Annotated in this window: 27 protein-coding genes and 1 pseudogene; 5 read left to right on the top strand and 23 right to left on the bottom strand. The window is 52.8% G+C overall.

The features are described from left to right. Nucleotides 1–38: 38 nt before the first annotated feature. Genes AUMI_RS01800 through AUMI_RS01790 form a run of 3 tightly spaced genes read left to right on the top strand, consistent with a single transcriptional unit; the run spans nucleotide 39 to nucleotide 2,678 of the window. On the top strand, nucleotides 39–959 hold the full coding sequence (locus AUMI_RS01800; RefSeq protein ID WP_096380655.1) for a TIGR01777 family oxidoreductase: 921 nt from the start codon (nucleotides 39–41) through the stop codon (nucleotides 957–959). Nucleotides 960–968: 9 nt separating this feature from the next. Then, nucleotides 969–1,463: a cation:proton antiporter regulatory subunit gene (locus tag AUMI_RS01795; RefSeq protein ID WP_096380652.1), complete on the top strand. Its 495-nt coding sequence runs from the start codon at nucleotides 969–971 to the stop codon at nucleotides 1,461–1,463. Between the two features lie 3 nt (nucleotides 1,464–1,466). After that, complete coding sequence (locus tag AUMI_RS01790) at nucleotides 1,467–2,678, top strand: cation:proton antiporter (RefSeq protein WP_096380651.1); 1,212 nt, start codon at nucleotides 1,467–1,469, stop codon at nucleotides 2,676–2,678. Here AUMI_RS01790 and AUMI_RS01785 read toward each other — a convergent pair. The 12 genes and pseudogenes from AUMI_RS01785 to AUMI_RS01730 all read right to left on the bottom strand — a co-directional run bounded on the left by AUMI_RS01785 (nucleotide 2,629) and on the right by AUMI_RS01730 (nucleotide 11,169). Then, nucleotides 2,629–3,537 carry a tyrosine recombinase XerC gene (locus tag AUMI_RS01785; RefSeq protein ID WP_096380648.1) on the bottom strand — a complete coding sequence of 303 codons (909 nt, stop codon included), beginning with the start codon at nucleotides 3,535–3,537 and terminating at the stop codon, nucleotides 2,629–2,631. The two genes, AUMI_RS01790 and AUMI_RS01785, sit on opposite strands and share 50 nt — an antisense overlap. A 14-nt stretch (nucleotides 3,538–3,551) precedes the next feature. Beyond that, on the bottom strand, nucleotides 3,552–4,607 hold the full coding sequence (dprA, locus tag AUMI_RS01780) for a DNA-processing protein DprA (RefSeq protein ID WP_096380644.1): 1,056 nt from the start codon (nucleotides 4,605–4,607) through the stop codon (nucleotides 3,552–3,554). A gap of 97 nt (nucleotides 4,608–4,704) precedes the next feature. Next, nucleotides 4,705–5,028, bottom strand: a complete 324-nt coding sequence (locus AUMI_RS01775) for a DUF2469 domain-containing protein (RefSeq protein ID WP_096380642.1) — start codon at nucleotides 5,026–5,028, stop codon at nucleotides 4,705–4,707. 22 nt (nucleotides 5,029–5,050) lie between these two features. Further along, nucleotides 5,051–5,680: a ribonuclease HII gene (locus AUMI_RS01770; protein ID WP_096380640.1), complete on the bottom strand. Its 630-nt coding sequence runs from the start codon at nucleotides 5,678–5,680 to the stop codon at nucleotides 5,051–5,053. 5 nt (nucleotides 5,681–5,685) lie between these two features. Then, nucleotides 5,686–6,411, bottom strand: coding sequence for a signal peptidase I (gene lepB, locus AUMI_RS01765; protein WP_096380637.1), 726 nt, complete (start codon nucleotides 6,409–6,411; stop codon nucleotides 5,686–5,688). A gap of 130 nt (nucleotides 6,412–6,541) precedes the next feature. Beyond that, on the bottom strand, nucleotides 6,542–6,889 hold the full coding sequence (gene rplS, locus AUMI_RS01760; RefSeq protein WP_096380636.1) for a 50S ribosomal protein L19: 348 nt from the start codon (nucleotides 6,887–6,889) through the stop codon (nucleotides 6,542–6,544). Nucleotides 6,890–7,021: 132 nt separating this feature from the next. Beyond that, nucleotides 7,022–7,717: a tRNA (guanosine(37)-N1)-methyltransferase TrmD gene (gene trmD, locus AUMI_RS01755; protein ID WP_096380633.1), complete on the bottom strand. Its 696-nt coding sequence runs from the start codon at nucleotides 7,715–7,717 to the stop codon at nucleotides 7,022–7,024. Beyond that, entirely contained in the window at nucleotides 7,717–8,349 is a 633-nt protein-coding gene (rimM, locus tag AUMI_RS01750; protein WP_096380630.1) for a ribosome maturation factor RimM, read from the bottom strand. The genes trmD and rimM overlap by 1 nt, the downstream gene beginning before the upstream one ends. Next, nucleotides 8,306–8,542, bottom strand: a complete 237-nt coding sequence (locus AUMI_RS01745; RefSeq protein WP_096380627.1) for an RNA-binding protein — start codon at nucleotides 8,540–8,542, stop codon at nucleotides 8,306–8,308. The genes rimM and AUMI_RS01745 overlap by 44 nt, the downstream gene beginning before the upstream one ends. Nucleotides 8,543–8,730: 188 nt before the next feature. Then, a pseudogene (gene rpsP, locus AUMI_RS01740) lies at nucleotides 8,731–9,141 on the bottom strand (30S ribosomal protein S16); the annotation flags it as partial. A 169-nt stretch (nucleotides 9,142–9,310) separates the two neighbouring features. Then, nucleotides 9,311–9,877: a CoA-binding protein gene (locus tag AUMI_RS01735; RefSeq protein ID WP_096380623.1), complete on the bottom strand. Its 567-nt coding sequence runs from the start codon at nucleotides 9,875–9,877 to the stop codon at nucleotides 9,311–9,313. Further along, nucleotides 9,877–11,169, bottom strand: a complete 1,293-nt coding sequence (locus AUMI_RS01730; protein ID WP_096383387.1) for an O-acetylhomoserine aminocarboxypropyltransferase/cysteine synthase family protein — start codon at nucleotides 11,167–11,169, stop codon at nucleotides 9,877–9,879. The genes AUMI_RS01735 and AUMI_RS01730 overlap by 1 nt, the downstream gene beginning before the upstream one ends. A gap of 101 nt (nucleotides 11,170–11,270) precedes the next feature. On the opposite strand from AUMI_RS01730, the gene AUMI_RS01725 reads away from it, so the two are divergent. Further along, nucleotides 11,271–11,786, top strand: a complete 516-nt coding sequence (locus AUMI_RS01725) for a hypothetical protein (RefSeq protein ID WP_096380621.1) — start codon at nucleotides 11,271–11,273, stop codon at nucleotides 11,784–11,786. A 3-nt stretch (nucleotides 11,787–11,789) separates the two neighbouring features. On the opposite strand, the gene msrB is transcribed toward AUMI_RS01725, so the two are convergent. The 10 genes from msrB to thiL form a co-directional block, all read right to left on the bottom strand. Further along, the gene (gene msrB / locus AUMI_RS01720) at nucleotides 11,790–12,194 is read right to left on the bottom strand and encodes a peptide-methionine (R)-S-oxide reductase MsrB (RefSeq protein WP_096380618.1); all 405 of its coding nucleotides are present in this window, start codon (nucleotides 12,192–12,194) and stop codon (nucleotides 11,790–11,792) included. A 32-nt stretch (nucleotides 12,195–12,226) separates the two neighbouring features. Beyond that, nucleotides 12,227–13,072: an ABC transporter permease gene (locus AUMI_RS01715; protein ID WP_096380617.1), complete on the bottom strand. Its 846-nt coding sequence runs from the start codon at nucleotides 13,070–13,072 to the stop codon at nucleotides 12,227–12,229. A 28-nt stretch (nucleotides 13,073–13,100) separates the two neighbouring features. After that, a complete protein-coding gene (locus AUMI_RS01710; RefSeq protein ID WP_096380614.1) occupies nucleotides 13,101–14,162 on the bottom strand; it encodes an aliphatic sulfonate ABC transporter substrate-binding protein in 1,062 nt (353 codons plus the stop codon). Between the two features lie 45 nt (nucleotides 14,163–14,207). Beyond that, the gene (locus AUMI_RS01705) at nucleotides 14,208–15,053 is read right to left on the bottom strand and encodes an ABC transporter ATP-binding protein (RefSeq protein WP_096380613.1); all 846 of its coding nucleotides are present in this window, start codon (nucleotides 15,051–15,053) and stop codon (nucleotides 14,208–14,210) included. Between the two features lie 137 nt (nucleotides 15,054–15,190). After that, the gene (gene ffh / locus AUMI_RS01700; RefSeq protein WP_096380610.1) at nucleotides 15,191–16,744 is read right to left on the bottom strand and encodes a signal recognition particle protein; all 1,554 of its coding nucleotides are present in this window, start codon (nucleotides 16,742–16,744) and stop codon (nucleotides 15,191–15,193) included. A gap of 12 nt (nucleotides 16,745–16,756) precedes the next feature. Continuing rightward, nucleotides 16,757–17,608, bottom strand: a complete 852-nt coding sequence (gene ftsY / locus AUMI_RS01695; RefSeq protein ID WP_231951854.1) for a signal recognition particle-docking protein FtsY — start codon at nucleotides 17,606–17,608, stop codon at nucleotides 16,757–16,759. Between the two features lie 441 nt (nucleotides 17,609–18,049). Continuing rightward, nucleotides 18,050–18,532, bottom strand: a complete 483-nt coding sequence (coaD, locus tag AUMI_RS01690; RefSeq protein ID WP_096380606.1) for a pantetheine-phosphate adenylyltransferase — start codon at nucleotides 18,530–18,532, stop codon at nucleotides 18,050–18,052. Between the two features lie 43 nt (nucleotides 18,533–18,575). Next, nucleotides 18,576–20,783, bottom strand: a complete 2,208-nt coding sequence (locus tag AUMI_RS01685) for an ATP-dependent DNA helicase RecG (protein ID WP_096380605.1) — start codon at nucleotides 20,781–20,783, stop codon at nucleotides 18,576–18,578. Between the two features lie 27 nt (nucleotides 20,784–20,810). After that, nucleotides 20,811–21,377, bottom strand: a complete 567-nt coding sequence (gene rsmD / locus AUMI_RS01680) for a 16S rRNA (guanine(966)-N(2))-methyltransferase RsmD (protein ID WP_096380602.1) — start codon at nucleotides 21,375–21,377, stop codon at nucleotides 20,811–20,813. Beyond that, a complete protein-coding gene (thiL, locus tag AUMI_RS01675) occupies nucleotides 21,374–22,342 on the bottom strand; it encodes a thiamine-phosphate kinase (protein ID WP_096380600.1) in 969 nt (322 codons plus the stop codon). The genes rsmD and thiL overlap by 4 nt, the downstream gene beginning before the upstream one ends. 59 nt (nucleotides 22,343–22,401) lie before the next feature. On the opposite strand from thiL, the gene AUMI_RS01670 reads away from it, so the two are divergent. Then, nucleotides 22,402–22,881: a DUF3515 domain-containing protein gene (locus tag AUMI_RS01670; RefSeq protein WP_231951792.1), complete on the top strand. Its 480-nt coding sequence runs from the start codon at nucleotides 22,402–22,404 to the stop codon at nucleotides 22,879–22,881. Here the strand turns inward: AUMI_RS01670 and AUMI_RS01665 are convergent. Then, the gene (locus AUMI_RS01665; protein ID WP_096380595.1) at nucleotides 22,878–23,354 is read right to left on the bottom strand and encodes a GNAT family N-acetyltransferase; all 477 of its coding nucleotides are present in this window, start codon (nucleotides 23,352–23,354) and stop codon (nucleotides 22,878–22,880) included. The genes AUMI_RS01670 and AUMI_RS01665 overlap by 4 nt on opposite strands. Nucleotides 23,355–23,359 lie beyond the last annotated feature (5 nt).

Raw genomic sequence — 23,359 nt, 5'->3', positions numbered from 1 at the left:
TACATTCGAGCCACGGCCGCCTCCTCTAGGAGGTTGTCGTGGCTCGCTCGTTAACGGTTCTCATCGCTGGTGGGTCAGGGATGATTGGCTCAGCTCTGACAGAACTGTTGCAGCAAAAAGGTCACGATGTTCGCCATCTCTCGCGAAATCCCTCCAGCTCCATTTCCCACGTGCAGTCATATGCCTGGGCCCCAGGGGCGGAACCACTGGACTTAGACCAGCTGTCGCAGGACATAGGTAAACCCATTGATGTGATTGTGAATCTGGCAGGATCAACCATCAGCAAAATGCCGTGGACAGCCAAGCGCAAGAAAATTATTCTCGATTCTCGTATCGATGCGACGAGCACCATTGTGGACGCAATTGCCCGAGCTCAACGCAAACCAGCTGTGTTGATTAACGGCTCTGCTGTCGGAATTTATGGAGACCGCGACAACGAGATTTTGACTGAAACTTCTTCGCAGGGGGTTGGTTTCCTCGCTGAGGTTGTTGCCCAGTGGGAAGAGGCAGCGATGCCTGCAACACAACACACTCGAGTTGTCTTGGCTCGAACCGGGCTTGTCCTCGGTGACCATGGTGCTTTGAGTCCTTTGAAACTCATCACAAAATTCTTTGCATCCGGCCCTCTTGCAGGCGGCAAAGACTGGTGGCCATGGATCAGCTTGGAGGACGAAGCCCGCGCCTTGGCTTTTTTGATTGACCACGATGTCACTGGCGCGGTCAATCTCGTAAGCCCTGAATCTGCAACCTCTGCGACCGTCATGAAAGAACTTGCCCGTCAACTCAAACGGCCATTCTGGCTACCAGCGCCTGGCGTCGCGATTTCGCTGGTGTTAGGTCAAGCAGGTCGTGAACTTCTTCTCTCCAGTCAACATATTGTTCCTGAGGTTCTGTTAACTTCAGGTTTCAGCTTCACCGATCAGACCATTTCTGAGGGCGTGCGCTCTGCTCTGAGATAACGTGGAGGTATGGGTGTACGCATCGAAAAAATTGACCTCCCCGGTATTGGCGTTCGACACGACGTCGTCACGCAAGCGGGACAACGCATCGGGGTATTGAGTTACCGAGATGGCAACCGTGAGGTTGCCCTCTACGATCCAGAAGATCCCGACGCCATCTTGGGCTCTGTGGAACTCACTGGTGATGAAGCGGCAGCGCTATCTGACCTCCTCGGCCACGCAGCACTTCTGAGCCAACTCTCTGGATTGGGCGGCGGCACGATTGGGCTGTACACCGAACAGCTCATGCTTCCTGCAGATTCCAGATTTCTCGATCGTCCGCTTGGAGATACTCAAGCTCGCACCAGAACTGGAACTTCCATCGTTGCCATTCTGCGTGGCAAAGATGTGATTGCGTCACCTACTCCTGCAGAAATTCTGCGACTAGATGACCTCATCGTCGCCGTGGGAACCCGCGAAGGTTTAGACAAACTGGACTCATTGCTCGCACACAGCCAGGTATAGCCCATGCACGACGAGACCTGGATGCTGATTGAGGTAGGAGCACTGCTCCTGGGCCTCAGTCTGCTCGGTCGCGTCGCAATTAGGTTCGGCCAATCCCCTATCCCTCTATATATGACAGCAGGGTTGATTTTTGGTTCAGGTGGAATTCTTCCTTTACACGCCAGCAACGACTTCTTAAGCTCAGGTGCTGAGCTAGGCGTTGTCTTGTTGCTTGTCATGCTTGGGTTGGAATATTCACCATCTGAGCTTGTGGGCAACCTCAAATCCTCCGCACGCGCAGGAGTGTGGGATGCCTTACTTAATGCCATCCCCGGTGCATTATTTGCCCTCATATTGGGGTGGGGCCCAATTGCGGCTCTGGCCATGGCCGGTGTCACCTGGGTTTCTTCCTCAGGAGTTATTGCGAAAGTCTTGAGAGATCTCGGACGTCTGGGTAACCGCGAGACACCAATTGTGCTGTCAGTGTTGGTCCTTGAAGACCTAGCCATGGCGTTCTATCTGCCTATCTTGTCCGCCGTAGTGGTCGGGGCTAGTTTGGCGCAGGGTGCAATAACAGTTGCTATTGCCGTCGGCTCTGTTTCAATAGTGTTGTACCTTGCTGTTCGCCAAGGTAAGAAGCTCTCTCGCATCTTCCACGCCGAACAACCAGAATCACTCTTACTCGGTGTTTTGGGTCTCACAATGTTGGTGGCCGGTCTTGCCGCCGCTGTTCAGGTTTCCGCTGCAGTTGGCGCGTTCCTGGTGGGCATTGCCCTCTCGGGTCAGGTTGCACACAACGCAGAAAAACTCCTAGCTCCACTGCGTGATCTTTTTGCCGCTATCTTCTTTGTCTTTTTTGGACTGACCACAAACCCTGCAGACATCCCACAAGTCTTCATTCCAGCTTTGATCTTGGCGATCATCTCAATGTCCACCAAAGTTGCGACCGGTTACCTGGCAGCAAAGAGCGCAGGAATTGGTCGCCCAGGTCGCTGGCGTACCGGGGTCGCCCTCATGCCACGTGGAGAATTCACGGTGATCATCGCTGGTCTTGCAGTTTCAGCGGGAATACAGCCTTTGATTGCCCCCATGGCAGCAACCTACATGCTCATTACTGTGATCTCCGGCCCAGTGCTGGCTCGGATCACCGATACTGCCTGGTTCAAGCAGCGGATGAAGCTCGCCGCTAAGCGCGAGGGTGTGCTTGCTGGTAGCTCGAAGTCAGTCGCTCCATAGATACATGGGTATATATCTGGGTTGTTCCCATACTCGCGTGACCGAGCATCTCCTGAACTATTCGCAAATCAGCACCCCCATCTAAGAGATGAGTCGCTGCGGTATGCCTGAGAGCATGGGGGCCGGCAGGACCTGAACCCCCCAGAGGCTCAAGTAATGATGCGACGAGCCCATAGACAGCTCGTGTGCTCAGACGGCCACCTCGCGCCCCAACAAAAAATGCTGAGGTTGCTGGCTTGCCTTCCAACAGGACTGTACGCGCGCGAACCAGATAGTCCAACAGAGCTGTAGCTGCAGGGTTGCCAAAAGGAACAACGCGTTCCTTTGAACCTTTTCCCAAAACTCGAACTGTGAGTCGATCTAGATCAACATCGCCCAGATTCAACCCAACAAGTTCTGAAACACGAAGACCTGAGGCATACAAAAGTTCCACAATGGCCAGATCACGCAGTGCTACCGGCTCTCCTTCAGCAGCATTGCTGGTGAGGAAATCAAAGACGTCTTGCAGTTGAGGTTGAGAGATAACGCGAGGAAGAGATTGGTCAGCTTTTGGAGATTTCAGGCGTGAACCTGGATCTGTTTCCAGGAAACCCTGTCGTCTGAGCCACTGGGTGAAACTTCGAGCACTGGCTGTGCGCCTGGCCAAGGTTGTCTTCGACAACCCTGCTTGAGCAGACTCATAGAGCCAATCCCTAAGGAAATCGAGAGTGACATCGGAGACAGCTTCACGATTTTTGCGTTCGGCAAATGAGCTGAGGTCTTTCAGGTCTGAGGAATACGCCTTGATAGTGTGCTCCGAATAGCCGCGTTCAGCACTGAGGTACTTCATGAAGCCATCCAGTGCACTGTCGATACGCATAGCTCAAGAATGCCTCATTCAACGTCTTCGTGCTCGTCAGCTGGCGGAGTGTGACCTGGAAGTAGTTCACACATCTCAGCTGCGGTTGTCACGCAAATTGCGTCGTATTCACGTAGCAGGCGATGACACCCAGCAGATGAGGCACTTGTGATTGGTCCAGGAACGACACCTAAAGGCCTGCCGAGCGATGCTGCATGGTTTGCCGTGTTCAACGAGCCAGAACGCCATCCTGCCTCCATTACAACCGTGGCTTGTGTCGAAGCAGCAATAAGCCGGTTTCGCAACAGGAAGCGCCACTTGGTTGGCGAGTACCCACAGGGCGACTCTGCAAGCACCAGACCACTTTCCATGATTCTGCCCACAAGTGCATCATGTCCGCTGGGATAGAACCGATCAACACCCCCGGCAAGAAAGGCCATCGTGGTTCCTCCCACTGCCAAGGCAGAACGATGCGCCATTCCGTCAATGCCATAGGCGGCGCCAGAAACTATCGCTATGTCCTGTTGCGCAATAGCGGCCACCGTTTCCATCGTGACATGCTCGCCATATCCTGTTGATGCCCGCGCGCCAACAACCCCAAGCGATCGAGAGAATTTACTCACGGCATCACGATTCCCACGTGCCCACAACCCTAGGGGTGCGTGCGCCGCCAAATCATCAAGTCCACGTGGCCAATCCTCATCTTCTGGGGTGAGGAGAAACGCCCCTAAATGTGCCGCATGTACAACTGCATTAAGTGCATCCCTCGAGCTCAGTCGGGGTATCCACCGCTGTACACCTTCGGCGATGTCTTCGACGAGGTCCGGGAACTCTTGCTGGATCTCGATTCGAGATTGAACGATTCGAGCAATCTCATGGGCTGTGCGGCGTTGAATGAGCAGTTCAATTGAGTCGTGCGCTCCCACAGCACTAACTAGCAGGCCGGCAACTCTGTCGCCTGCTTCTACAAGGGTGCCCCACACTGCTCGAGAAAAAGATGTGGCTATTTCACTACTGTTTGAATCCTGCTGTCGAACAGGTTTCATGTACTCGGTAACAGCAGATTCAGGTAGTCCGCAGATTGTTGTCATGATGACCTCCACAGAGAATCAACCATGCAGACAGCATGACAAAGAGAACTACATTGTCACCTGTTGACGAAACTGGTCTGTGTGATGTTGTTGAGAACTATTCGTCGAGTGCGAGTTCTTTAGGGAGCTCAAACTCTTTAGAAGAGAGTTCTTCCACGTTGACATCCTTGAATGTCAGCACTCGAACGCTCTTGACGAAGCGATCTGCACGGTAGACGTCCCACACCCACACGTCAGTCATGGTGAGCTCGAAATAGAAGTCGTGTTCTGCATCAATGCGCTTTACATCAACTTCGTTGGCTAGATAAAAGCGGCGTTCTGTCTCGATGACGTAGGAGAACTGCCCAACAACATCCCGATATTCGCGATAGAGCGCCAGCTCGGCCTCGCGGTCGTAGTCATCGAAGTCTTCTTCATCCATGGTGAATCAATCCTATGATGTTTTACTTCACCCAATTTGCGCGGTGATATGGGGTCAGACCACTCGTTTTGATAGCTTGCATGTGCAGTGCAGCACCGTAGCCTTTATTGGACGCCCAGCCATACTCAGGATGTTCACGATCCAGAGAAAGCATCAATTCGTCACGAGTCACTTTGGCAACAATTGACGCAGCAGAAACAACAGCACAGTCTTGATCTGCTTTCACCCGCGTGACAACAGAAAGTTTGCTGCTTAACGCGGGGTTGAGCCAATCATGCGAACCATCCAACAAGACGGTGGCCTCTCCCACAGAAACACCACCATGGTGAAGCAACGCCAGTGCACGTTTTGCCGCCAGTCCCAAACACGCGGTGATGCCCATCTCATCGATCTCAAGCGCAGATGCTTCGCCGACGGCAGTGGGTGCCCAGGCCTGAACTTCAGGAAAGAGTGCAGTGCGCTTCTTTTCTGAAACGAGTTTTGAGTCACGCAGTCCAGTGGGAAACTCTGTGACCGAAGGGCTAATGGCACAAACCCCCACCATGACTGGTCCTGCCATTGCGCCACGGCCGACCTCATCGATCCCGATAATCAGTTTGGCGCCAGAGGCAAACATTTCTGTCTCGACCTGGAGAGATGGTTCAGCTGGCATCTGACCTACTGCGCTGCTGGAGCCGGTGGAACATCGGCAAAGACTTCAGGATAGTTCGACAACCACTCCCAGCGGCTCATGGGCCAGCTCAGCACAAAAGCTCGACCAACAACGTGATCCAACCCTACGAAACCTTTGCTGGGGGTTTCCGTGTTGTATCGAGAGTCTTTTGAGTTGTAGCGGTTATCTCCCATAACGAACAATGAATTGGCGGGAACAGTTACATTGAAATCGATAGCCGAAGCACGTGTTTCACCCGGTGGGATGGTGATGTAAGGCTCAGAGATGGGGACACCATTGACAATGATCTGTCCCTCAGCAGAACAGCACTGCACTGTATCCCCAGGCATACCAATAACGCGTTTGATCAAGTGATCATTACTATCTGGCGAAGCGAGACCGAAAAGTGAGAGCACCCACTCCACGCCTGCCTGAGTTGGGCTGACCTCAACAGGCGGCCTTGCTGGTAGCCAACCTCCTGGGTCTTTGAATACGACAATGTCACCGTGTTCAACACTGACAACCTGGGGAACAAGCTCGTTTACAATGACTCTGTCGTCAATCATGAGCGTTTGTTCCATCGAAGCCGAGGGAATAAAGAATGACCTGATGAGGAAAGTTTTCACCACAAAGGAAACAACAATGGCGATTCCGAAGATTACCAAGACATCGCGGAGAAAAAACAACACAGAACGCCACGGATGGCGTGTTTGTGTTGTTGTGTCAGTCATGTGGTTACTACTCCCCTGCAGCTCAAGTCTAGGTTGCCGATTCCGTCAAAAGCCTGTGTGGAGTTGGTGAAACTCCGAAATAGGGCAAAAAGATAACCCCCACACTGTGGGGGTTATCTTGATGAAGGTCTTAGAAGTCGCGCTTCTCTTTGATTTTCGCCTTCTTACCGCGAAGGTTACGCAGGTAGTACAGCTTTGCACGACGCACGTCACCGCGAGATACGACCTCAATGTGGTCAATAACTGGGGAGTGCACTGGGAACTTACGCTCCACGCCAACCTGGAAAGAAACCTTCCGAACGGTGAAAGTTTCGCGAACGCCCTCACCGGAACGACCGATAACGACACCCTGGAATACCTGGATACGAGAACGGTTACCTTCGATGATGTTTACGTGAACCTTTACGGTGTCACCGGCGCGGAACTCTGGAATGTCGCTACGCAGCGATGGTGCATCTACAGCGTCAAGAATGTGCATGATGTATCTCAATCTGTACAAGCCACAGGTCTCATACGTGAATGATGAAAAGAGAGTGTGCTGTGATGAAAGTTTCAGTGCCCCCTGTGGCAGGGTGAAACAAACGGCACAAGTGACAATTCTGCCAGAAATTTACTCAGGAAGTAAATCGGGCCGAATCCGCTTGGTGCGCTCTAGCTGTTGTTCGTGTCGCCATGCAGCGATTGCCGCATGGTTTCCCGACAGTAATACTTCAGGTACTTCGAGATCTCGCCAGACTGCAGGCTTGGTGTAGCTGGGATATTCCAGCAAACCGTCCTCGTGGCTTTCTTCAACGAGAGAGTCAGGATTGCCCACCATACCTGGGATAAGACGCCCTATAGCCTCAATCATGGCTAGAGAAGCCACTTCTCCGCCGTTGAGAACATAGTCTCCCAAAGAGATGGGGCGTACTGTCATTCGTGTAGCAAAGTGGTCACTCACACGCTGGTCGATACCTTCATATCGTCCACAGGCAAAGATGAGTTGTTCCTCGTGCGAGAGTTCCTTGGCCACGGCTTGCGTGAAGGGCTCCCCCGCAGGTGAAGGAACAATCAAAATAGGACGCTGCGAGCTTTCTGAATCAGCCAGGATGGCATCGAGGGTGTCCCCCCAAGGCTCTGGCTTCATCACCATGCCAGCGCCACCACCGTATGGAGTGTCATCGACTGTTCGATGTTTATCCGTGGTCACATCACGCAGATCATGCACATGCGTCTGGATGAGGCCTGACTGACGAGCTTTACCTAGGAGCGACACATCCAAGGTTGCAAAGAACTCAGGGAAAATTGTGACGATATCGATGCGCATTAGGCCTCGCTAGAGCCCTCAGTGAGTTCGTCATCCTCATCTTCAGGAAGCTCTTCGAACAAGCCTCCTGGTGGGGTGAGTGTCACGATCCCCTTATCAATATCCACTTCAGGAACAATTGCCTTCACAAATGGAACCATCACTTCACCCTGTGCAGTTTTGACCACGAGGAGGTCTTGCGCGGGAAGGTGGTCAACACGTGCAATCGTGCCTACTTCAACACCATCACGGACAGCCTTCAAACCAGTGAGCTGGTGGTCATACCAGGCCTCTGGTTCTTCAGGAAGAACAGAAGTGTCATGGTCCACCCACAAGATTGCTTTAATGAGTGACTCAGCAGCCGTGCGATCGGGCACATCTTTGAAAAAAGCTACGGGGTGTGAGTTGTACCAGCGCAGTTCAACGAGCTCAATACTTTTACCGTGCCAAGGTGACTCTTCAGGAACCTGAAGTGAGAAAACAGCTCCGGGAACAAAGCGCTTCTCAGGTTCGTCAGTGTAGAGCTCAACTTTGATTGCGCCTTTGAGGCCGTGAGCCTTTGTCAGACGCCCGACGCGAAGTTGGGTCTGCCTGGATTCAGCGGTCACGTTAGGCGTCGGTGTCGACGACGTCGACACGAACCTTGCGACCATCAGCTAAGGCGTTCACAACAGTGCGAAGGGCCTTAGCAGTGCGGCCAGAACGGCCGATAACGCGGCCAAGGTCCTCGGGGTTCACATGAACCTCGAGGACCTCACCACGATTGTTTGAACGCACAGCAACCTCAACGTCATCAGGGTGTTCAACGATTCCCTTGACGAGGTGCTTGACTGCTGATGCGAGCATGTTTGTTAGGCCTGTTCCTCGCCAGCTGCTTCTTCAGCAGCCTCAACGATTTCCTCTGCCTCGGCAACAACTTCAGCTGCTGCTTCTTCGACAACAGCCTCGGCTACAGCCTCTTCGACGATTGCTTCTGCAACTGCCTCGACTACTGCTTCCTCAGCGGCGGCCTCTACGACGGCTTCTTCAGCAGCGGCCTCTACGACGGCTTCTTCAGCAGCTTCAACAGCTGCCTCTTCCTTCTTAGGTGCCTTTTCAGTCTTTGGAACGAGAACTGGCTTCTTCTTGGTGTCGACAACGAATGCGGCCTTAGGCTCAGCAACCTTGATGGTGCTCTTGGCATTCTTGTCGCCCTTGAAGATTCCCCAGTCACCGGAGAGCTTCAGAAGTGCTTCAACCTGCTCGGTTGGCTGTGCGCCAACGGAGAGCCAGTACTGAGCACGCTCTGAGTTAACTTCGATGAAAGAAGGGTTCTCAGTGGGGTGGTACTTACCGATCTCCTCGATAACACGACCATCACGCTTGGTGCGTGAGTCTGCTACGACGATGCGGTAGTAAGGCGCACGGATTTTTCCGAGGCGCTTCAAACGGATTTTGACAGCCACAATTCTCCTGTGAGTGATGTGTAGTGGATGAACTGACGACCGTGAGCGTGGGGGCACACTCGGTACAAGCTCTAGGGATTCAAGACATATCTGATTAGAGGGTCGGATATGAATCAAACTCGACTTCCTATTCTGGCAGGTTTCACCAGGTTTTGGCTAATCGAGAAACTTATCTTTCCTGCTTTTTCGCACTGATCACACCGGTGTCAAAACCGAGCAGGTGCAATCCTCCGTGGAAACGGGCGTGCTCCACCTTGATACAGCGGTCCATCACCACGGTGAGGCCCTTTTCTTCGCCGTAGCGAGCTGCTTCTTCGTTGTAAATTCCCAGCTGAACCCAGATGGTCTTGGCACCAATAGCCACAACATCATCGATGACAGAGGGGATATCACTACCCTTGCGGAATACGTCCACAATGTCAGGCACTTCAGGCAAGGAAGCTAGGTCTGGATAAACCTTCTGGCCAAGAATTTCATCGGCATTGGGGTTCACGAAATACACCCGGTAATTACTTGACGAGAGCAAATATGTGCCAACAAAGTAGCTCGAACGTGCTGGATTAGGAGATGCACCAACAATCGCAACAGATTGAGCATTATTAAGGATGCGCTGGCGGGCTTTAGCATCCGGACCAAGCCAGGTGCGCTGGGACTTCAGTAACTTAGCAAGTGGTGAATTGGCAGGCAGTTCACAACTGAGGCCGTTCGCGAGCTGCGCATTGATAACTTCAGCCATTATTTGCCCTCCACAGCCTTGGTCAATGCCTGATCGAGGTCATAAATAATGTCATCGACATCTTCAATACCAACAGACAAACGGACAATACCGGGAAGAACACCCGCATCGAGAAGCTGCTGGTCGGTCAGTTGCGCATGGGTTGTCGAAGCAGGGTGAATCACCAAAGTCTTTGCGTCACCAATATTGGCAACATGGCTGGCAAGTTCAACAGATTCGATGAACTTTCTGCCTACTTCACGCCCACCCTTGACAGAGAAACTAAAGACGGATCCAGGTCCTTGAGGCAAATACTTCAGTCCACGCTCATAGTGAGGGTGGCTGGGAAGGCCTGCCCAGTTCACAAACTCGATTCTGGAATCTTGGGCCAACCAGTTAGCAACAATACGAGCATTGTCGATGTGTGCCTGCATTCGATAGGGCAGCGTTTCGACACCCTGAGCAAGCAGGAAGGCGGACTGCGCAGAAAGAACAGGCCCGATGTCTCTGAGTTGTTCTGCTCTGAGTCGAGTCAAAAAGGCATATTCGCCAAAGTTGCCACCCCAGGTTAATCCACCATAGGAGGGCACTGGCTCATCAAAGAGGGGGAACTTGTCGGTGTTCCAATCAAATCGGCCTGATTCCACGACAACACCACCGAGTGTTGTGCCGTGTCCGCCGAGGAATTTAGTCGCAGAGTGGATGACCACATCTGCGCCCCATTCGATCGGGCGACACAAATAGGGGGTAGCAATGGTGGAGTCGATAATCAAAGGAATCCCGTGAGCGTGAGCGACATCGGCAAGACCTTCAATATCAGCGACTTCACCCGAGGGGTTTGCCACCGTCTCGGCATAGATCAGCTTCGTGTTCTCGGTAATGGCAGCTGCGTAGTCTTCAGGGTTAGCTGACTGCACGAACGTGGTCTCCACCCCAAAACGACGCAGGGTGATATCAAGCTGTGTAATGGATCCGCCGTAAAGGTTTGCGGATGAAACGATGTGATCTCCTTGCCCAACTAGGGAAGCAAAGGTGATGTACTGCGCCGAGAGCCCACTAGCAGTCGCGACAGCGCCAAGACCTCCCTCCAGGCTGGCGACGCGTTCTTCAAAGGAGGCAACCGTTGGATTGGAGACGCGCGAGTAAATGTTCCCGTATTTTTGCAGTGCAAAACGCGCAGCGGCATCAGAGGTGTCATCAAAAACGAATGCACTGGTCTGATAAATCGGAAGAGCCCTGGCACCAGTTGTTGAGTCAGGGATGTTACCTGCGTGGATAGAGCGGGTTTTGAACCCGTATTCGCGATCTGCCATAGCTCCAAGGTTATGGAAGTCACAGAGTTGGCGCACACCAGGGATGTCATACTGCGTCACACGAAAAAGTGACAGCGTTCTACCTCCGGCAGAATGTTGCTATGGAACAAACTCGCTACCAAGTTCGCTTTGACTGGGCCACCACCGGTGCCCATGCCATTGGCGCCGATGCAGACGTCATCGTCTGGGTCGATGCCATAACAGAACCCGGAAGCGACGTCGATCTGAACTCTCTCCCCCAGGGCCCAGTTGTTGTTTTTACAGATCTCACCTCGGCACACGCCGTGGCACAGTGGGTTATTGACCTGCAGGTCAAACTAGCTAAACGCATCTTGATTGCGGTCGTTGCTGCAGGCTCTTCTCGTGATGGCCAGCTACGCGTGACGACAGAGGATCTCCTGGCCGCAGGTGCTGTAATCGACCAACTTGCTGCGCTGGGCTTAGATGCAACATCCCCGGAAGCTGCCGCTGCTGAAGCAGCCTATCGTGGCCTCTCCCGAGCTACCTCGCACCTTCTCACTGCTGTCACCACAACAGCAACAACCGAACCTCAGCCAGAGCAGTTGAAAGTAAACACTGCCCTCACAGCAGCTGACGTGCGAGTAATACGCGCGTAGGGACTAGTTATCCTTGGCCTCGAAGTTCAATGAAATCGAGTTCATACAGTAGCGGTCACCAGTAGGTGTTCCAAAGCCATCGGGGAAGACGTGACCGAGGTGAGAGCCGCACTTGGCACACAACACTTCGGTGCGCTCGATACCCAGAGAGTGATCTGGACGAAGCTCTACAGCATCTGGGCGAACGGATTCATAAAATGAAGGCCAGCCACAGCCTGAGTCAAACTTGGTGCCGGCAGTGAAGAGTTCGTTGCCACAGGCTTTGCAGGTGTAAATTCCGGCACGATCTTCATCAAGAAGCTCCCCAGACCATGCGCGCTCTGTCGCTGCTTGACGAAGAACTGCGTATTCCTCAGCAGAAAGCTCTGCTTTCCATTGCTCGTCGTCTTTTTCTACCTCGTATGCCATGAGCTCATTCTAAAGGAGTTGCCTGACGGGCTTTAAGCCCAGCGTCGAACTGCCCATTTCTCGAACAATCCCAACAGGGCATCTGTTGTTTTACCAAAGACAGCAAGCAAGATAATTGCAAGGATCACCCTGTCCGTGCGGCCATTGTTTTGAGAATCCAGGAGTAAGAATCCAAGTCCCGCCGAGGATGCAATCAATTCCGCTGCAACCAGGAATAGCCACGATTGAGCTAAGGCCAGGCGCAAACCAGAAATAACCGAAGGAACTACTGCCGGTAATTGCACAGTTCTAAACAGTTGATAGCCAGATAAACCAAATGCTCGACCGGCTTCCACTAATTGCTTATCTACGTGACGAAGTGCCGCGGCAACTGTTGTGTAGACAGGAAAGAATGCACCAATAGCAATCAGCGTAACTTTGGATTCTTCGCCGATCTTCAACCACAACAGCAGCAACGGGACCCAAGCCAGGGACGGAACAGCGCGAATTGCGCCAAAGGTAGAGCCAAAGAAGTAGTCCCATACCTTGGCAAGTCCAACAATGGCCCCGAAGATCAGACCGAGCGTGGCACCAATACTAAAGCCGAGGAGTACGCGTTGAACTGAAATGCCAATGTAGGGCCCAAGCTGCCCACGTTGAATGAGGTCAATAAATGCCTGCCACACCATCACCGGTGAGGGAAGCTGACCTACCGTGAAGACTCCCAGCATGGTCGTAATTTGCCACAGCAACAAAATTGCCAGGGGCAAAATCGAGCTGATGAGGATTCGACCAGCTCGTGTAGACGTCAAAGGAGCACGACGAACTGATCCCCCACCCTTGTGGGCATTCTTCCCCCGAGTCTGTGCTCTGGGTGTGGGATCAGTCGTCGCGTTCATGCTTCGTATTCCTTAGTGAAACTCTGACTTACTGTGCTTCTGCAGCTTCAGTAGCCTTCACGTCGATTTCCTTGTAGGACTTCTTGATGAAGGTGGTGTCATACAGAGTCTTGAGAGCTTCATCGACCTGCGCCTGGGTAGCTACATCACCGTTAGCAACAAAGACCTTGCCAATTCCCTTAAGGAGCTTGGTTTGCTTCTTTCCAGGAATGGGGTTGATATCGATGAGTGTGCGCTCAGTGATGACCTTCTTGGCAACGGGTACAGACAGACCAGATGCCGCAGCAAGAACTGCGTAGGTAGCGTCAGGGTTAGCAATTGCGTACTGACGTGCCTGCTCGTAAACGTTGGTCACGATTTGAGCCACATCTGGCTTGTCAGCGATGAAGGATTCCGTGGCGTTGAGGAAGCCGTAGCTCAAGAAATCAACGTTGCGGTAGATCAGCTGTGCACCTTCGGTTTCCGCACCAGCAAGTATGGGGTCAAGGCCTGCCCATGCGTCAACTGAACCGTTGAACAGTGCGGTCTTACCATCTGCGTGAGCGAGGTTCTCGATAGTGACAGTTGCTGGGTCAACGCCAGCTTCCTCGAGTGCCTGGAGCAGGAAGAAGTAGGGGTCGGTTCCCTTTCGTGCAGCTACCTTCTTGCCTTCCAAATCAGCAACGTCCTTGATCTTGGAGTCTGGTCCAACAGCAAGAGCGGCCCATTCAGGCTGGGTGTAGATTTCGATGGTTTTAATTGGTGAACCGTTCGCACGTGCGAGAAGCGCGGCAGAACCAGCAGTAGATCCAACATCGAGAGCACCGGCAAGTAGCTTTGCGTTAGCGTCAGCTGAGGACAGGGACTGAACCCAGTTGACCTTGATTCCGGTTTCAGCAAGTTCTTCTTCCAACCAGCCGTAGTTTTTGATCAAGAGAGACAGCGGGTTGTATGTCGCGAAGTCAATGTTGAGGGTTTCACCGGTACGGTCAACAACCGCAGTAGCTTCTTCGGTGACAACAGGCTTGGGCTCACTCGCGCAGCCAGTCAGCACGAGAGCAAGGGTTGCAATGCTGGCTGTAACTGAAGCGAGTAGGGATTTTTTCTTCATGATGGGATTTGTATCTTTCGGATTTAGGTACTGAACAAAGAAGTTTTAGATGCTGAAGGTACTCGTCGTATGACGATCGACACCCAGGCCGCCAAGCAGTTGCGCTCGGAGTTCAGCTAGTTCTGCGGAGCCACGGTCGCGAGGTCGGCCACCTGGAACCTTCACCAGTTCCGTAATGGTCGCACCGGGCTCCTCGGGCATTCGTCCCAGCAAAACAATGCGGTCAGCTAATTGGAGGGCTTCGTCGACATCGTGCGTGACCAACAACACTGTTGTGGGTGCTGCCTCGTGAATGTCGAGAAGCAAATCTTGCATTTTGAGCCTGGTGAGCGCATCGAGTGCACCAAAAGGTTCATCCAATAAGAGAACTCCAGGGTTGCGGGCTAGTGCGCGTGCCAGTGACGCTCGCTGAGCCATTCCACCAGAAATTTCTCTGGGGCGTAAATGTGAGGAAGGTGCTAGACCGACGAGTTCAAGTAGTTCAGCAACCCGTTTCTCACCTGCTGCTTTGTCAAGACCATGCGGGAGTCCCAGAGCAACATTTTGCTCAATTGTCCGCCATGGAAGTAACCGGGGTTCCTGGAAAGCAAAAGCACAACGAGGATCAATGCCCTCTACTGGGGTTCCATCGATACTCACATTTCCGGTGTATCCAGTGTCGAGCCCGGCAGTGATGCGGAGCAAAGTTGATTTACCGCAGCCACTAGCACCAAGAATGGCAACGAGTTCTCCTGGCTCAACTGTGATGTTGATGTCTCGAAGTACGGTGCGGGTCTCAGCAGAATCCTTGCGACGAGGGTTCGCCGCCTCAAAACTGCGGCCGACTCCCTCAAAGCGCACCTCAAATGCCGTGTTGGTCACGGCATGAGATGAGGAAAGGTTGGAGGCCATGTGTTCACAGTAGGGAGAACACAATGATGGCTGCGAATTGAAAAGAAACGTGACGTAACTGAGTTACGTCAGATTACGCAGAGAACAAAAAATCCCCGTATTTGCGGGGATTTATTGTGAGTAATTCTCTGAAATATTTAGCCTTTGCCCAACATTTTCTGTAAAGCTTCAAGCTCTTCAGGGGTAGGACCATCGTTACCTGCTGGCTTGGGGAAACCAAACCCTGCTCCCCCACCAGGCTTGGATGCAGCAGCGGCTAACGCTGCGTTTTCAGCAGCTCGCTTGGCAGGGTTTCCAGACTTGGAACCCTTCTTCTTTGCTTGCTGCTTTTTGCCGCCGTGCCCCATTGCTCCCATGGGGCCCATTCCAGGGATCTGTGGAACTCCACCCTTGGCAACGGTCTTCATCATCTTGGCTGCTTGCTCGAAGCGATTAACCAACGCGTTCACATCAGTGACGGTCATTCCGGAACCCTTGGCAATGCGAAGACGACGTGAACCATTAAGTAACTTGGTGTTCTGACGCTCTGCCTTCGTCATGGACTGAATGATGGCTTCGGTGCGAACGAGCTCACGTTCATCGAAGTTATCCAGCTGTTCCTTCATAGCTCCAGCACCGGGCAACATACCCAGCATCTTCTTCATGGAGCCCATGTTTTTTAGCTGCTGCATCTGCTTGAGGAAGTCCTCAAGAGTGAAAGAGTCTGTTGCGAACTTCTCTTGAAGTTGCGCTGCCTCTTTCTCATCAAAAGCTTCTTGAGCTTGCTCAATCAGGGTGAGAATGTCACCGAGGTCGAGAATACGGCTGGCCATACGGTCTGGATAGAAAGGCTCGAAGTCATCGAGACTTTCACCGGTTGAAGCAAAAAGAATGGGTCGTGCAGTTTCAGAGACAACAGACAGCGCAGCACCACCACGGGCGTCACCATCGAGCTTGGAAAGGACAACACCGGTGAAATCAACACCGTCTTGGAATGCTTGTGCCGTGGCAACCGCATCCTGACCAATCATGGCGTCAATGACGAACAGAACTTCGTCTGGGCTGGTGGCCTTGCGTATGTCTGCAGCTTGCTTCATCAGTTCAGCATCGACACCCAAGCGACCTGCGGTGTCAATGATGACCACGTCGTGTTGCTTGTCGTTAGCGAACTTGATCGAATCCTTGGCGACCTTGACCGGGTCTCCGACACCATTACCTGGTTCGGGTGAATAAACCGCAACACCAGCATTCTTGGCAACGACCTCGAGCTGCTGAACAGCATTTGGGCGCTGAAGGTCACAGGCCACCAAGAGTGGTGTGTGCTTGTCTTTAGCGAGGTATTTAGCCAACTTTCCGGCCAAGGTTGTCTTACCGGCACCCTGCAAACCAGCAAGCATGATGATGGTTGGTGGTTTCTTGGCGAATTCCAGTCGACGCTGAGCGCCACCAAGAATCGCAACCAGTTCTTCATTGACAATCTGAACAACCTGCTGCGCAGGGTTCAAGGCTTTGTTCACTTCATCGCTGAGTGCACGCTCACGAACGTCGTTCGTGAACTTCTTAACAACGTTGAGTGATACGTCTGCGTCTAACATGGCACGACGAATCTCACGAAGTGTGCCATCAACATCAGCAGGAGAAAGTTTTCCCTTGCCGCGAAGGTTCTTGAGCGACTCTGTTAGTCGTGAAGAGAGAGTTCCAAAGGTTGCCATAACCCCTCTAGCCTAGCCAACGAGCTGAGCTGCGAAGGCATGTGGCGTGAAGCCCATCAAGTCATTGATACCTTCACCATTACCAACCAGCTTCACAGGAATACCAGTGCGTTCTTGAACTGCCAACACAAAACCACCCTTGGCGGAGCCGTCCAGCTTGGTGAGCACCAAACCGGTTACGCCTGCGTGCTCAAGGAATGCCTCTGCTTGAGACAAACCATTTTGGCCGGTTGTGGCATCGAGCACGAGTAAAACTTCAGAGATGGGCGCCTGTTTTTCAATAACACGGCGGATTTTGGAGAGCTCATCCATCAGACCGCTCTTGGTTTGCAAACGACCTGCGGTGTCGATAATGACAATCTCAGTACCGTGGTTAATGGCCCATTCAACAGTTTGGTATGCCACCGCTGAAGGATCCTGGCCTTCCATTTGTGGTCTGACGACGTCAACGCCCGCACGCTGCGCCCAGGTGGCCAACTGGTCTACTGCTGCAGCGCGGAAAGTATCTGCAGCACCAACGACAACAGATTTGCCCGCGTTGGCAATGTACTTGGCTACTTTCCCGATGGTGGTGGTTTTACCCACACCATTGACTCCAACTACCAAAATGACAGCAGGACGTTCACTGAGCTTGAGGGTCGTGTCGAACTTGTTCAAGCGGTCTTCGATAGCTTCTCGAAGTAAACGTACAAAGTCATCAGGATCACTGGTGTTGTACCTGGCCACGTTGGCACGCATAACTTCAATAAGCTCTTCGGTGATGTCTGGGCCAAAATCAGCGCCAAGGAGAGTCTCCTCAAGTTCTTCCCAGGTGTTCTCATCGATGGTGACGCGACGGGAAACCTTGGCAGTGGTCTTTGCCACTGCTTTTTCTTTGGGGGTCTGTGTCACTACCTCTGACTGAGGTTCTTCAACGACAGCAGGCTCAGGGGTTGCTGGTTCTTCAACAATTTCTGGCGCAGGATCTGGGACAGGTTCGGGCTCACTGACTGTCTCAGGCTGAACTGCAACTGGTTCTTCAACAGGAACTGCAGGCTCTGGCTCAGCAACCAAATCTGGTTCAGCTTGCTGCTTTGGTGCGGGTTTTTTAGCCGGAGCTAGTTTTTCTTCCTGAACAGGTTTTACCTCAGCAACGGGTTGAACTACTGGTTCGTTATCACGTTCGACCTCATCATTACGAGGCAAAGAGGGAACATCATCGAAGATGTCCTCATCGGGTTCAGCTGACTCTGCTGCACGCCCAAAGAGACCTTTGAGCTTTGCGCCTAATGACCAGCGTGATTTTTCTGCCATAGATACAGCGTATTAGGGACCTTGCAGATAGTTGGCCACGACGTGAGGCACGTAGGGACGAACATCTCCACCCAGTGAAGCTACCTGGCGAACCAGTGAACTTGAAACATACGAGTGGCCTGGTTCAGGCATAAGGAAAACAGTTTCTATACCCGCAAGGTTTCTGTTGACCATGGCCATGGGGGTCTCGTAGGTAATGTCTGTTTGTGTGCGGATGCCCTTAATCAGAACCGTTGCACCCACATCTGAGCAGTAGTCCACAAGCAACCCCATGCTCCACGAAGCCACAACAACATTTTCACCAAGAGCAGCTTCTTCAATGGCTTCTTCGATGAGCGTTACGCGCTGTGCGATGGGAAGAAGGGCGTGCTTATCAGGGTTGTGCACCACGACCACGTGCACTTCATCAAATAGCTTCGTGGCACGAGCAATGACATCGAGGTGACCCAGTGTGATGGGGTCAAATGAACCAGGGACTACGGCGATCCTGCGCATGTCTCCAGCCTACGCATCTTGGCAAGCGCTGGTGTGTAAATTCCTAGTTTTTGTCCAAGAAATCGCGTTCACTTTCACTGAGCCGACGTGCGATTGCTTCTTTGAGGAGCACGTGTTGTGAGAAATCAGGATCATGTTCCATGATCTGTGCGGCTTCTTCGCGGGCTTGTGCAATAAGGTCCCCATCTCGTGCCGCGCGCAGCAATCTCAACGAAGACCGGCCACCCGACTGGTTGGTGCCCAGAACATTACCTTCGCTGCGCAGCTCCAAATCTATGCGCGCTAACTCAAACCCATCGAGCGTGCTGGCAACGGCATCTACACGTTCGTGGGCTGTTGTGCCAGGTTGTGCGTGGGTGACAAAAAGCGCCAGCCCGGGAACTCCTCCGCGACCAACACGACCACGTAATTGGTGCAACTGAGAAACACCGAACCTGTCAGCATCGAGAACCACCATGGTCGAGGCGTTAGGTACATCGACTCCGACCTCAATTACTGTGGTGGCAACAATGAGATCAATCTCGCCCGCAGAAAATGCCTGCATGACAATATCTTTGTCTTCACTGCTCATTCGCCCGTGCAGTTGAGCAATCCGTCTTTTACCTAGCAGGGGGTGCTCAGCAAGCAAAGCAGCGACTGCTTCCACTGAAGCCTTGGGGGGCTTTTCATCATCGGACTCTTGTTCTTGCTCCTCGATGAGAGCATCAGGATCATCCTCGGGAGCTCCAGAGGCATCGATTGCTGGGCACACCACAAAAGCTTGTCTTCCTGAGGCAATCTCTTCCTCGACACGTTCCCAGACTCTGGTCATCCAATTGGGGTGTTCTGCCAGAGACACAGCATGGCTCGTGATGCCCGCACGACCTTCAGGCAGCCCTGCAATCACAGAGACATCGAGGTCACCGAACACAGTCATGGCCACGGTTCGTGGAATTGGCGTTGCGGTGAGTACTAACACGTGAGGAGTGAGGTCACTTTTTAGACGCAAGGCTTGCCGTTGTTCAACACCAAAACGGTGTTGTTCGTCCACGACCACCAAACCTAAGTCGAAGAATTCGACCTTGTCGCTCAGCAGTGCGTGTGTACCAATCACGATGCGCGCTTGCCCGGAGACTGTGCGCAGTAAAGCCTGTCGTTTTGCTGCTGCAGGAAGTTGACCCGTGATCAAGGTGGGCATCACTGAGGCGGCAAGATCTGGGCCCAGCATGGTGACAATCGAGCGTAAATGTTGTGCAGCTAACACCTCTGTTGGAGCCAGTAATGCTGCCTGGCCGCCGCTGTCGGCCACCTGCAGCATTGCACGCAAAGCAACCAATGTTTTTCCTGAACCAACCTCCCCTTGTACGAGTCGGTTCATGGGGTGTGAAGAGGACATATCCTCAGAGATTTCCTCACCAGTTCTCAGCTGGTCAGTGGTAAGGGTGAAAGGAAGCCTCGCATCCAACTGGTCAAGATATCCCCCGGCGTGGTGCGGCCGAGGTGTGGCAGCTTGTTCTTGTGCCTGTGCACGCTGTTCGAGGAGAGTGGCCTGGAGGATGAACGCCTCGTGGAATCTCAAAGTTTCGCGAGCGTGCTTCCAGTCAGCATCTATCTCTGGTTGATGGATCTTTAACACTGCCTCGCTCAACGGCAGTAGCGATCTCTTGGCGCGAATTTCTTCCGGCACTGGATCGGCAAGCACGGCGCCGTGACGCAGTGGCTCCAGCACCAGATTCATCATTTTGGCTATTTGCCAGCTCGCTAGCGTGCTGGTTGCTGGATAGATCGGAATAGGAAGCAGAGCCCATCTCGCTGCTTCGCTCTGTGAGGATTCAGGATTTTCCTGAGCATCAAAGAGCTCATAATCAGGGTGCGCAAGTTGTAATGCACCTCGATAGGCGCCCACTTTCCCAGCAAAGATTCCCCGAACGCCCGGCTTGAGGTCTTTTGCACGCCAGGCTTGATTGAAGAAGGTCAGCGTGATGATGCCACCGGAGCGACCATCCGTGATGCGCACCTCCAAAAGCGACCCTCGGCGAGCGCGCATAGGCCGCTCTCTCACATCAAGAACTTCGGCGACAATCGTGACGTTCTCATTCAGTGGCACATCAGTGATGGCCGTGAGTTCTCCGCGGCGGGCATAGCGCCTGGGATAGTGAGAGAGGAAATCCCCGACAGTTCGAAAACCAAATGCCTTCTTGAGTGCTGTCGCATTCTTTGATCCCAGAATGGGTTCCAGCTGCGCATCAAGCAAAGCATCAGAATGTGGCATAGACCTCAGTCTATGTTTGGCCAGTGACTATGCCTGGTAGAGCCAGTGGATAGTCGTTTCCCCATAGGCCTTGCTTTTATCAAGACTTAATCCTTGAGGTATTTCTGGCAAACCACTACGTGTACTGCGCTCCAGAACAACATCAGCTTCAGAGGCAAGCAGAGGAATCAGCTGCCTCAATACTTCCGTTATCTCTTCATTGCTGAGTTCATAGGGTGGGTCAATAAACACAATGTCGAAGGGCTCGCCAGTAAAGGTCGAAAGAAAGCTCATCACAGATGCCAGATGAACACTGCATGCGGAGCTGGGAAGCTTGCCTGAAGAACGAATGAGTTCGGCATTAGCTTTGAGTAACGCCCCTGCTTGAGGGTTTTTCTCCACCATAACGACATGGCTTGCCCCACGGCTGAGAGCCTCAAGGGCGAGTGCTCCTGAACCGGCATAGAGATCTAAAACTCGGGCCTGTGTGATGAGCTCTCTGGATTCCAAAGCAGAAAAGATTGCTTCTCGAACACGATCACTGGTGGGACGCGTGCCTGTCTTGGGAACCTTTAACTCTCGTGAACCGGCAAATCCTGAAATGATTCGCGTCACGAGAGTTCACCATTCCAGTTTTGATAGGGGTTCCATCCATTTTCTGCAACAGCTGCCCCGCCCATGCTCACGTGTGGTGATTCACCGGTTACTCTGGCTCGAACAACGCCGAGAGCATCGAATCCTGGCGGCAATGGCTGATCACTAGGGAAGGTCACGAGCAAGGCGTGATCTTCACCACCGAAAAGCATTGCTTGTCTGGCATGAGCGGCATCAACCCCAACCTCTATAGCTAAGCGAGAAGCGAGGCCATCGAGGACTGCTTCGTCGAGTTCGATGACGACGTTGCTTGCATGAGCAATACGACTTGCATCCATCACTAACGAATCGGACACATCCATGGCCGCGCGTGCACCAGCAACTGCAGCAGCCTTACCCTGAGAGATGGGTGGCCAGGGGGCTAATTGTGCAGATCGCAGAAGCGGATGAATATCCTGTGTCCCAGCGAATAGCGCTTCTAAGCCGAGCCCAGCAAGGCCTAAACGACCGCTCACCGCAACAACATCTCCGGGTTGTGCTGATGAGCGCAGCAAGGGCTCTCGTCCCTCTAAATCGCCAAAAGCACTCACACTAATCACAACAACTGTCGAGACAGACAGATCACCTCCAACTACCCCGCACCCTGGAGCTAACTCGAGGCACGCGTCGTGGAATCCCTCGGCTATGGCTTCGAGGAATGAGACAGTCGTTTCTGGCGGTGCCGCAATGGAAACAAGGAGTCCCGTGGGGACAGCCCCCATCGCTGCCACATCAGCAAGATTTGTTGCTGCAGCTTTGATACCTAACTGATGCGGGGTGGACCATTCCAGTCGAAAGTCAGGGCCCTGAACCATCATGTCGGTGGTGATCACAAACCGAGAATCAGGGGCGCGCATGACAGCGCAATCGTCGCCTGGTCCAACGATGGTGAAATCTGAGTGAGGGAGCTTGGGGAAAATACGCGCCAAAATTGCCGACTCGGGCATTTGGCCCAGGGTCGCATTCTCAGGAAAATCACTCACCCTCTCACGGTAGCCTGAAGAGGATGAATATTCGCATTCGACTCCTTGGGTTTGTCACAGTTACCGCCGTTCTTGGGCTGGGATTATCCGGCTGCGCCGGAGTAGTCCCTATGAAACCTGCCGAGGATTCCAACAATCCTGAATGCGCCAACGTGACCGTACGTTTGCCCGACACTGTCTCTGATTTAGCTAAGCGTGAAACCAATGCGCAAGCTACAGGTGCGTGGGGCACCCCCGCAGCAGTTCTACTCACCTGTGGCGTGGAAGTTCCCGGCCCCACAACACTGCCCTGTGTATCCATCAATGACGTGGACTGGATTGAAGACGACAGCCAAGCACCGTTGTACCGCTACACAACTTATGGCCGCACACCCGCAGTAGAGGTTGTGATTGACTCTGAGGCTGTCAGCGGAACGACAACACTTGTAGACCTAGGGCCTGCAGTGAGTGTGCTTCCAAAAACTTCTCAATGCATTGACATCACGGATGTGTTTAAGAACTAAATTGACAAGATCATTGTTTGGGAATTGCCCTCGCGACTGACAGGTCGGAACCCGAACTTTTCATACAGCTTGATGGCTGGGTTTCCATCTTCAACACTCAAACTGATTGATGTACAACCCTTTTTTCGCGCGTGATTTACGATGACCTCAAGCAGTTGGGTGCCAAAACCCTGTCTTCGAAAATCCTTATCAATGTTGATACTGAGTTCAGGAATATCTGAACTAACGAATCCATATCCAGGGGATTCTTCTTGAAAAAATTGGACCCACCCCAGGCCGATTACTTTTCCTTCTTCAACAGCTGCAAAACCCCAGTCCCGATCTATACGAAAACCTGTGGCATATTGCGACAAGCGAGAATTATCGAGCACGTCCTTGACTGTCAGTCGATCTGTGCCGCCCCAGTTGACGTTATCAACGGTTGCCTCAAGTAGCTGAGGAATGTCTTCGGCAGCAATTGGACGGAAGTCCATGTTGA

The organism is Aurantimicrobium minutum, from assembly GCF_002355535.1.
GTDB lineage: Bacteria > Actinomycetota > Actinomycetes > Actinomycetales > Microbacteriaceae > Aurantimicrobium > Aurantimicrobium minutum.
Note: the sequence above shows the minus strand (reverse complement) of the source record. Positions and strands in the feature narration are given on the sequence as shown.

What these genes read in the sequence shown, in the direction of transcription:
- AUMI_RS01795 (WP_096380652.1), top strand. Translation starts at nt 969, where the DNA reads ATGGGTGTACGCATCGAAAAAATTGACCTCCCCGGTATTGGCGTTCGA.
- AUMI_RS01790 (WP_096380651.1), top strand. Translation starts at nt 1,467, where the DNA reads ATGCACGACGAGACCTGGATGCTGATTGAGGTAGGAGCACTGCTCCTG.
- AUMI_RS01785 (WP_096380648.1), bottom strand. Translation starts at nt 3,537, where the DNA reads ATGCGTATCGACAGTGCACTGGATGGCTTCATGAAGTACCTCAGTGCT.
- dprA (WP_096380644.1), bottom strand. Translation starts at nt 4,607, where the DNA reads ATGACAACAATCTGCGGACTACCTGAATCTGCTGTTACCGAGTACATG.
- AUMI_RS01775 (WP_096380642.1), bottom strand. Translation starts at nt 5,028, where the DNA reads ATGGATGAAGAAGACTTCGATGACTACGACCGCGAGGCCGAGCTGGCG.
- AUMI_RS01770 (WP_096380640.1), bottom strand. Translation starts at nt 5,680, where the DNA reads ATGCCAGCTGAACCATCTCTCCAGGTCGAGACAGAAATGTTTGCCTCT.
- lepB (WP_096380637.1), bottom strand. Translation starts at nt 6,411, where the DNA reads ATGACTGACACAACAACACAAACACGCCATCCGTGGCGTTCTGTGTTG.
- rplS (WP_096380636.1), bottom strand. Translation starts at nt 6,889, where the DNA reads ATGCACATTCTTGACGCTGTAGATGCACCATCGCTGCGTAGCGACATT.
- trmD (WP_096380633.1), bottom strand. Translation starts at nt 7,717, where the DNA reads ATGCGCATCGATATCGTCACAATTTTCCCTGAGTTCTTTGCAACCTTG.
- rimM (WP_096380630.1), bottom strand. Translation starts at nt 8,349, where the DNA reads ATGGTCGCAAGGTTCGTGTCGACGTCGTCGACACCGACGCCTAACGTG.
- AUMI_RS01745 (WP_096380627.1), bottom strand. Translation starts at nt 8,542, where the DNA reads ATGCTCGCATCAGCAGTCAAGCACCTCGTCAAGGGAATCGTTGAACAC.
- AUMI_RS01735 (WP_096380623.1), bottom strand. Translation starts at nt 9,877, where the DNA reads ATGGCTGAAGTTATCAATGCGCAGCTCGCGAACGGCCTCAGTTGTGAA.
- AUMI_RS01730 (WP_096383387.1), bottom strand. Translation starts at nt 11,169, where the DNA reads ATGGCAGATCGCGAATACGGGTTCAAAACCCGCTCTATCCACGCAGGT.
- AUMI_RS01725 (WP_096380621.1), top strand. Translation starts at nt 11,271, where the DNA reads ATGGAACAAACTCGCTACCAAGTTCGCTTTGACTGGGCCACCACCGGT.
- msrB (WP_096380618.1), bottom strand. Translation starts at nt 12,194, where the DNA reads ATGGCATACGAGGTAGAAAAAGACGACGAGCAATGGAAAGCAGAGCTT.
- AUMI_RS01715 (WP_096380617.1), bottom strand. Translation starts at nt 13,072, where the DNA reads ATGAACGCGACGACTGATCCCACACCCAGAGCACAGACTCGGGGGAAG.
- AUMI_RS01710 (WP_096380614.1), bottom strand. Translation starts at nt 14,162, where the DNA reads ATGAAGAAAAAATCCCTACTCGCTTCAGTTACAGCCAGCATTGCAACC.
- AUMI_RS01705 (WP_096380613.1), bottom strand. Translation starts at nt 15,053, where the DNA reads ATGGCCTCCAACCTTTCCTCATCTCATGCCGTGACCAACACGGCATTT.
- ffh (WP_096380610.1), bottom strand. Translation starts at nt 16,744, where the DNA reads ATGGCAACCTTTGGAACTCTCTCTTCACGACTAACAGAGTCGCTCAAG.
- coaD (WP_096380606.1), bottom strand. Translation starts at nt 18,532, where the DNA reads ATGCGCAGGATCGCCGTAGTCCCTGGTTCATTTGACCCCATCACACTG.
- AUMI_RS01685 (WP_096380605.1), bottom strand. Translation starts at nt 20,783, where the DNA reads ATGCCACATTCTGATGCTTTGCTTGATGCGCAGCTGGAACCCATTCTG.
- thiL (WP_096380600.1), bottom strand. Translation starts at nt 22,342, where the DNA reads ATGCCCGAGTCGGCAATTTTGGCGCGTATTTTCCCCAAGCTCCCTCAC.
- AUMI_RS01670 (WP_231951792.1), top strand. Translation starts at nt 22,402, where the DNA reads ATGAATATTCGCATTCGACTCCTTGGGTTTGTCACAGTTACCGCCGTT.
- AUMI_RS01665 (WP_096380595.1), bottom strand. Translation starts at nt 23,354, where the DNA reads ATGGACTTCCGTCCAATTGCTGCCGAAGACATTCCTCAGCTACTTGAG.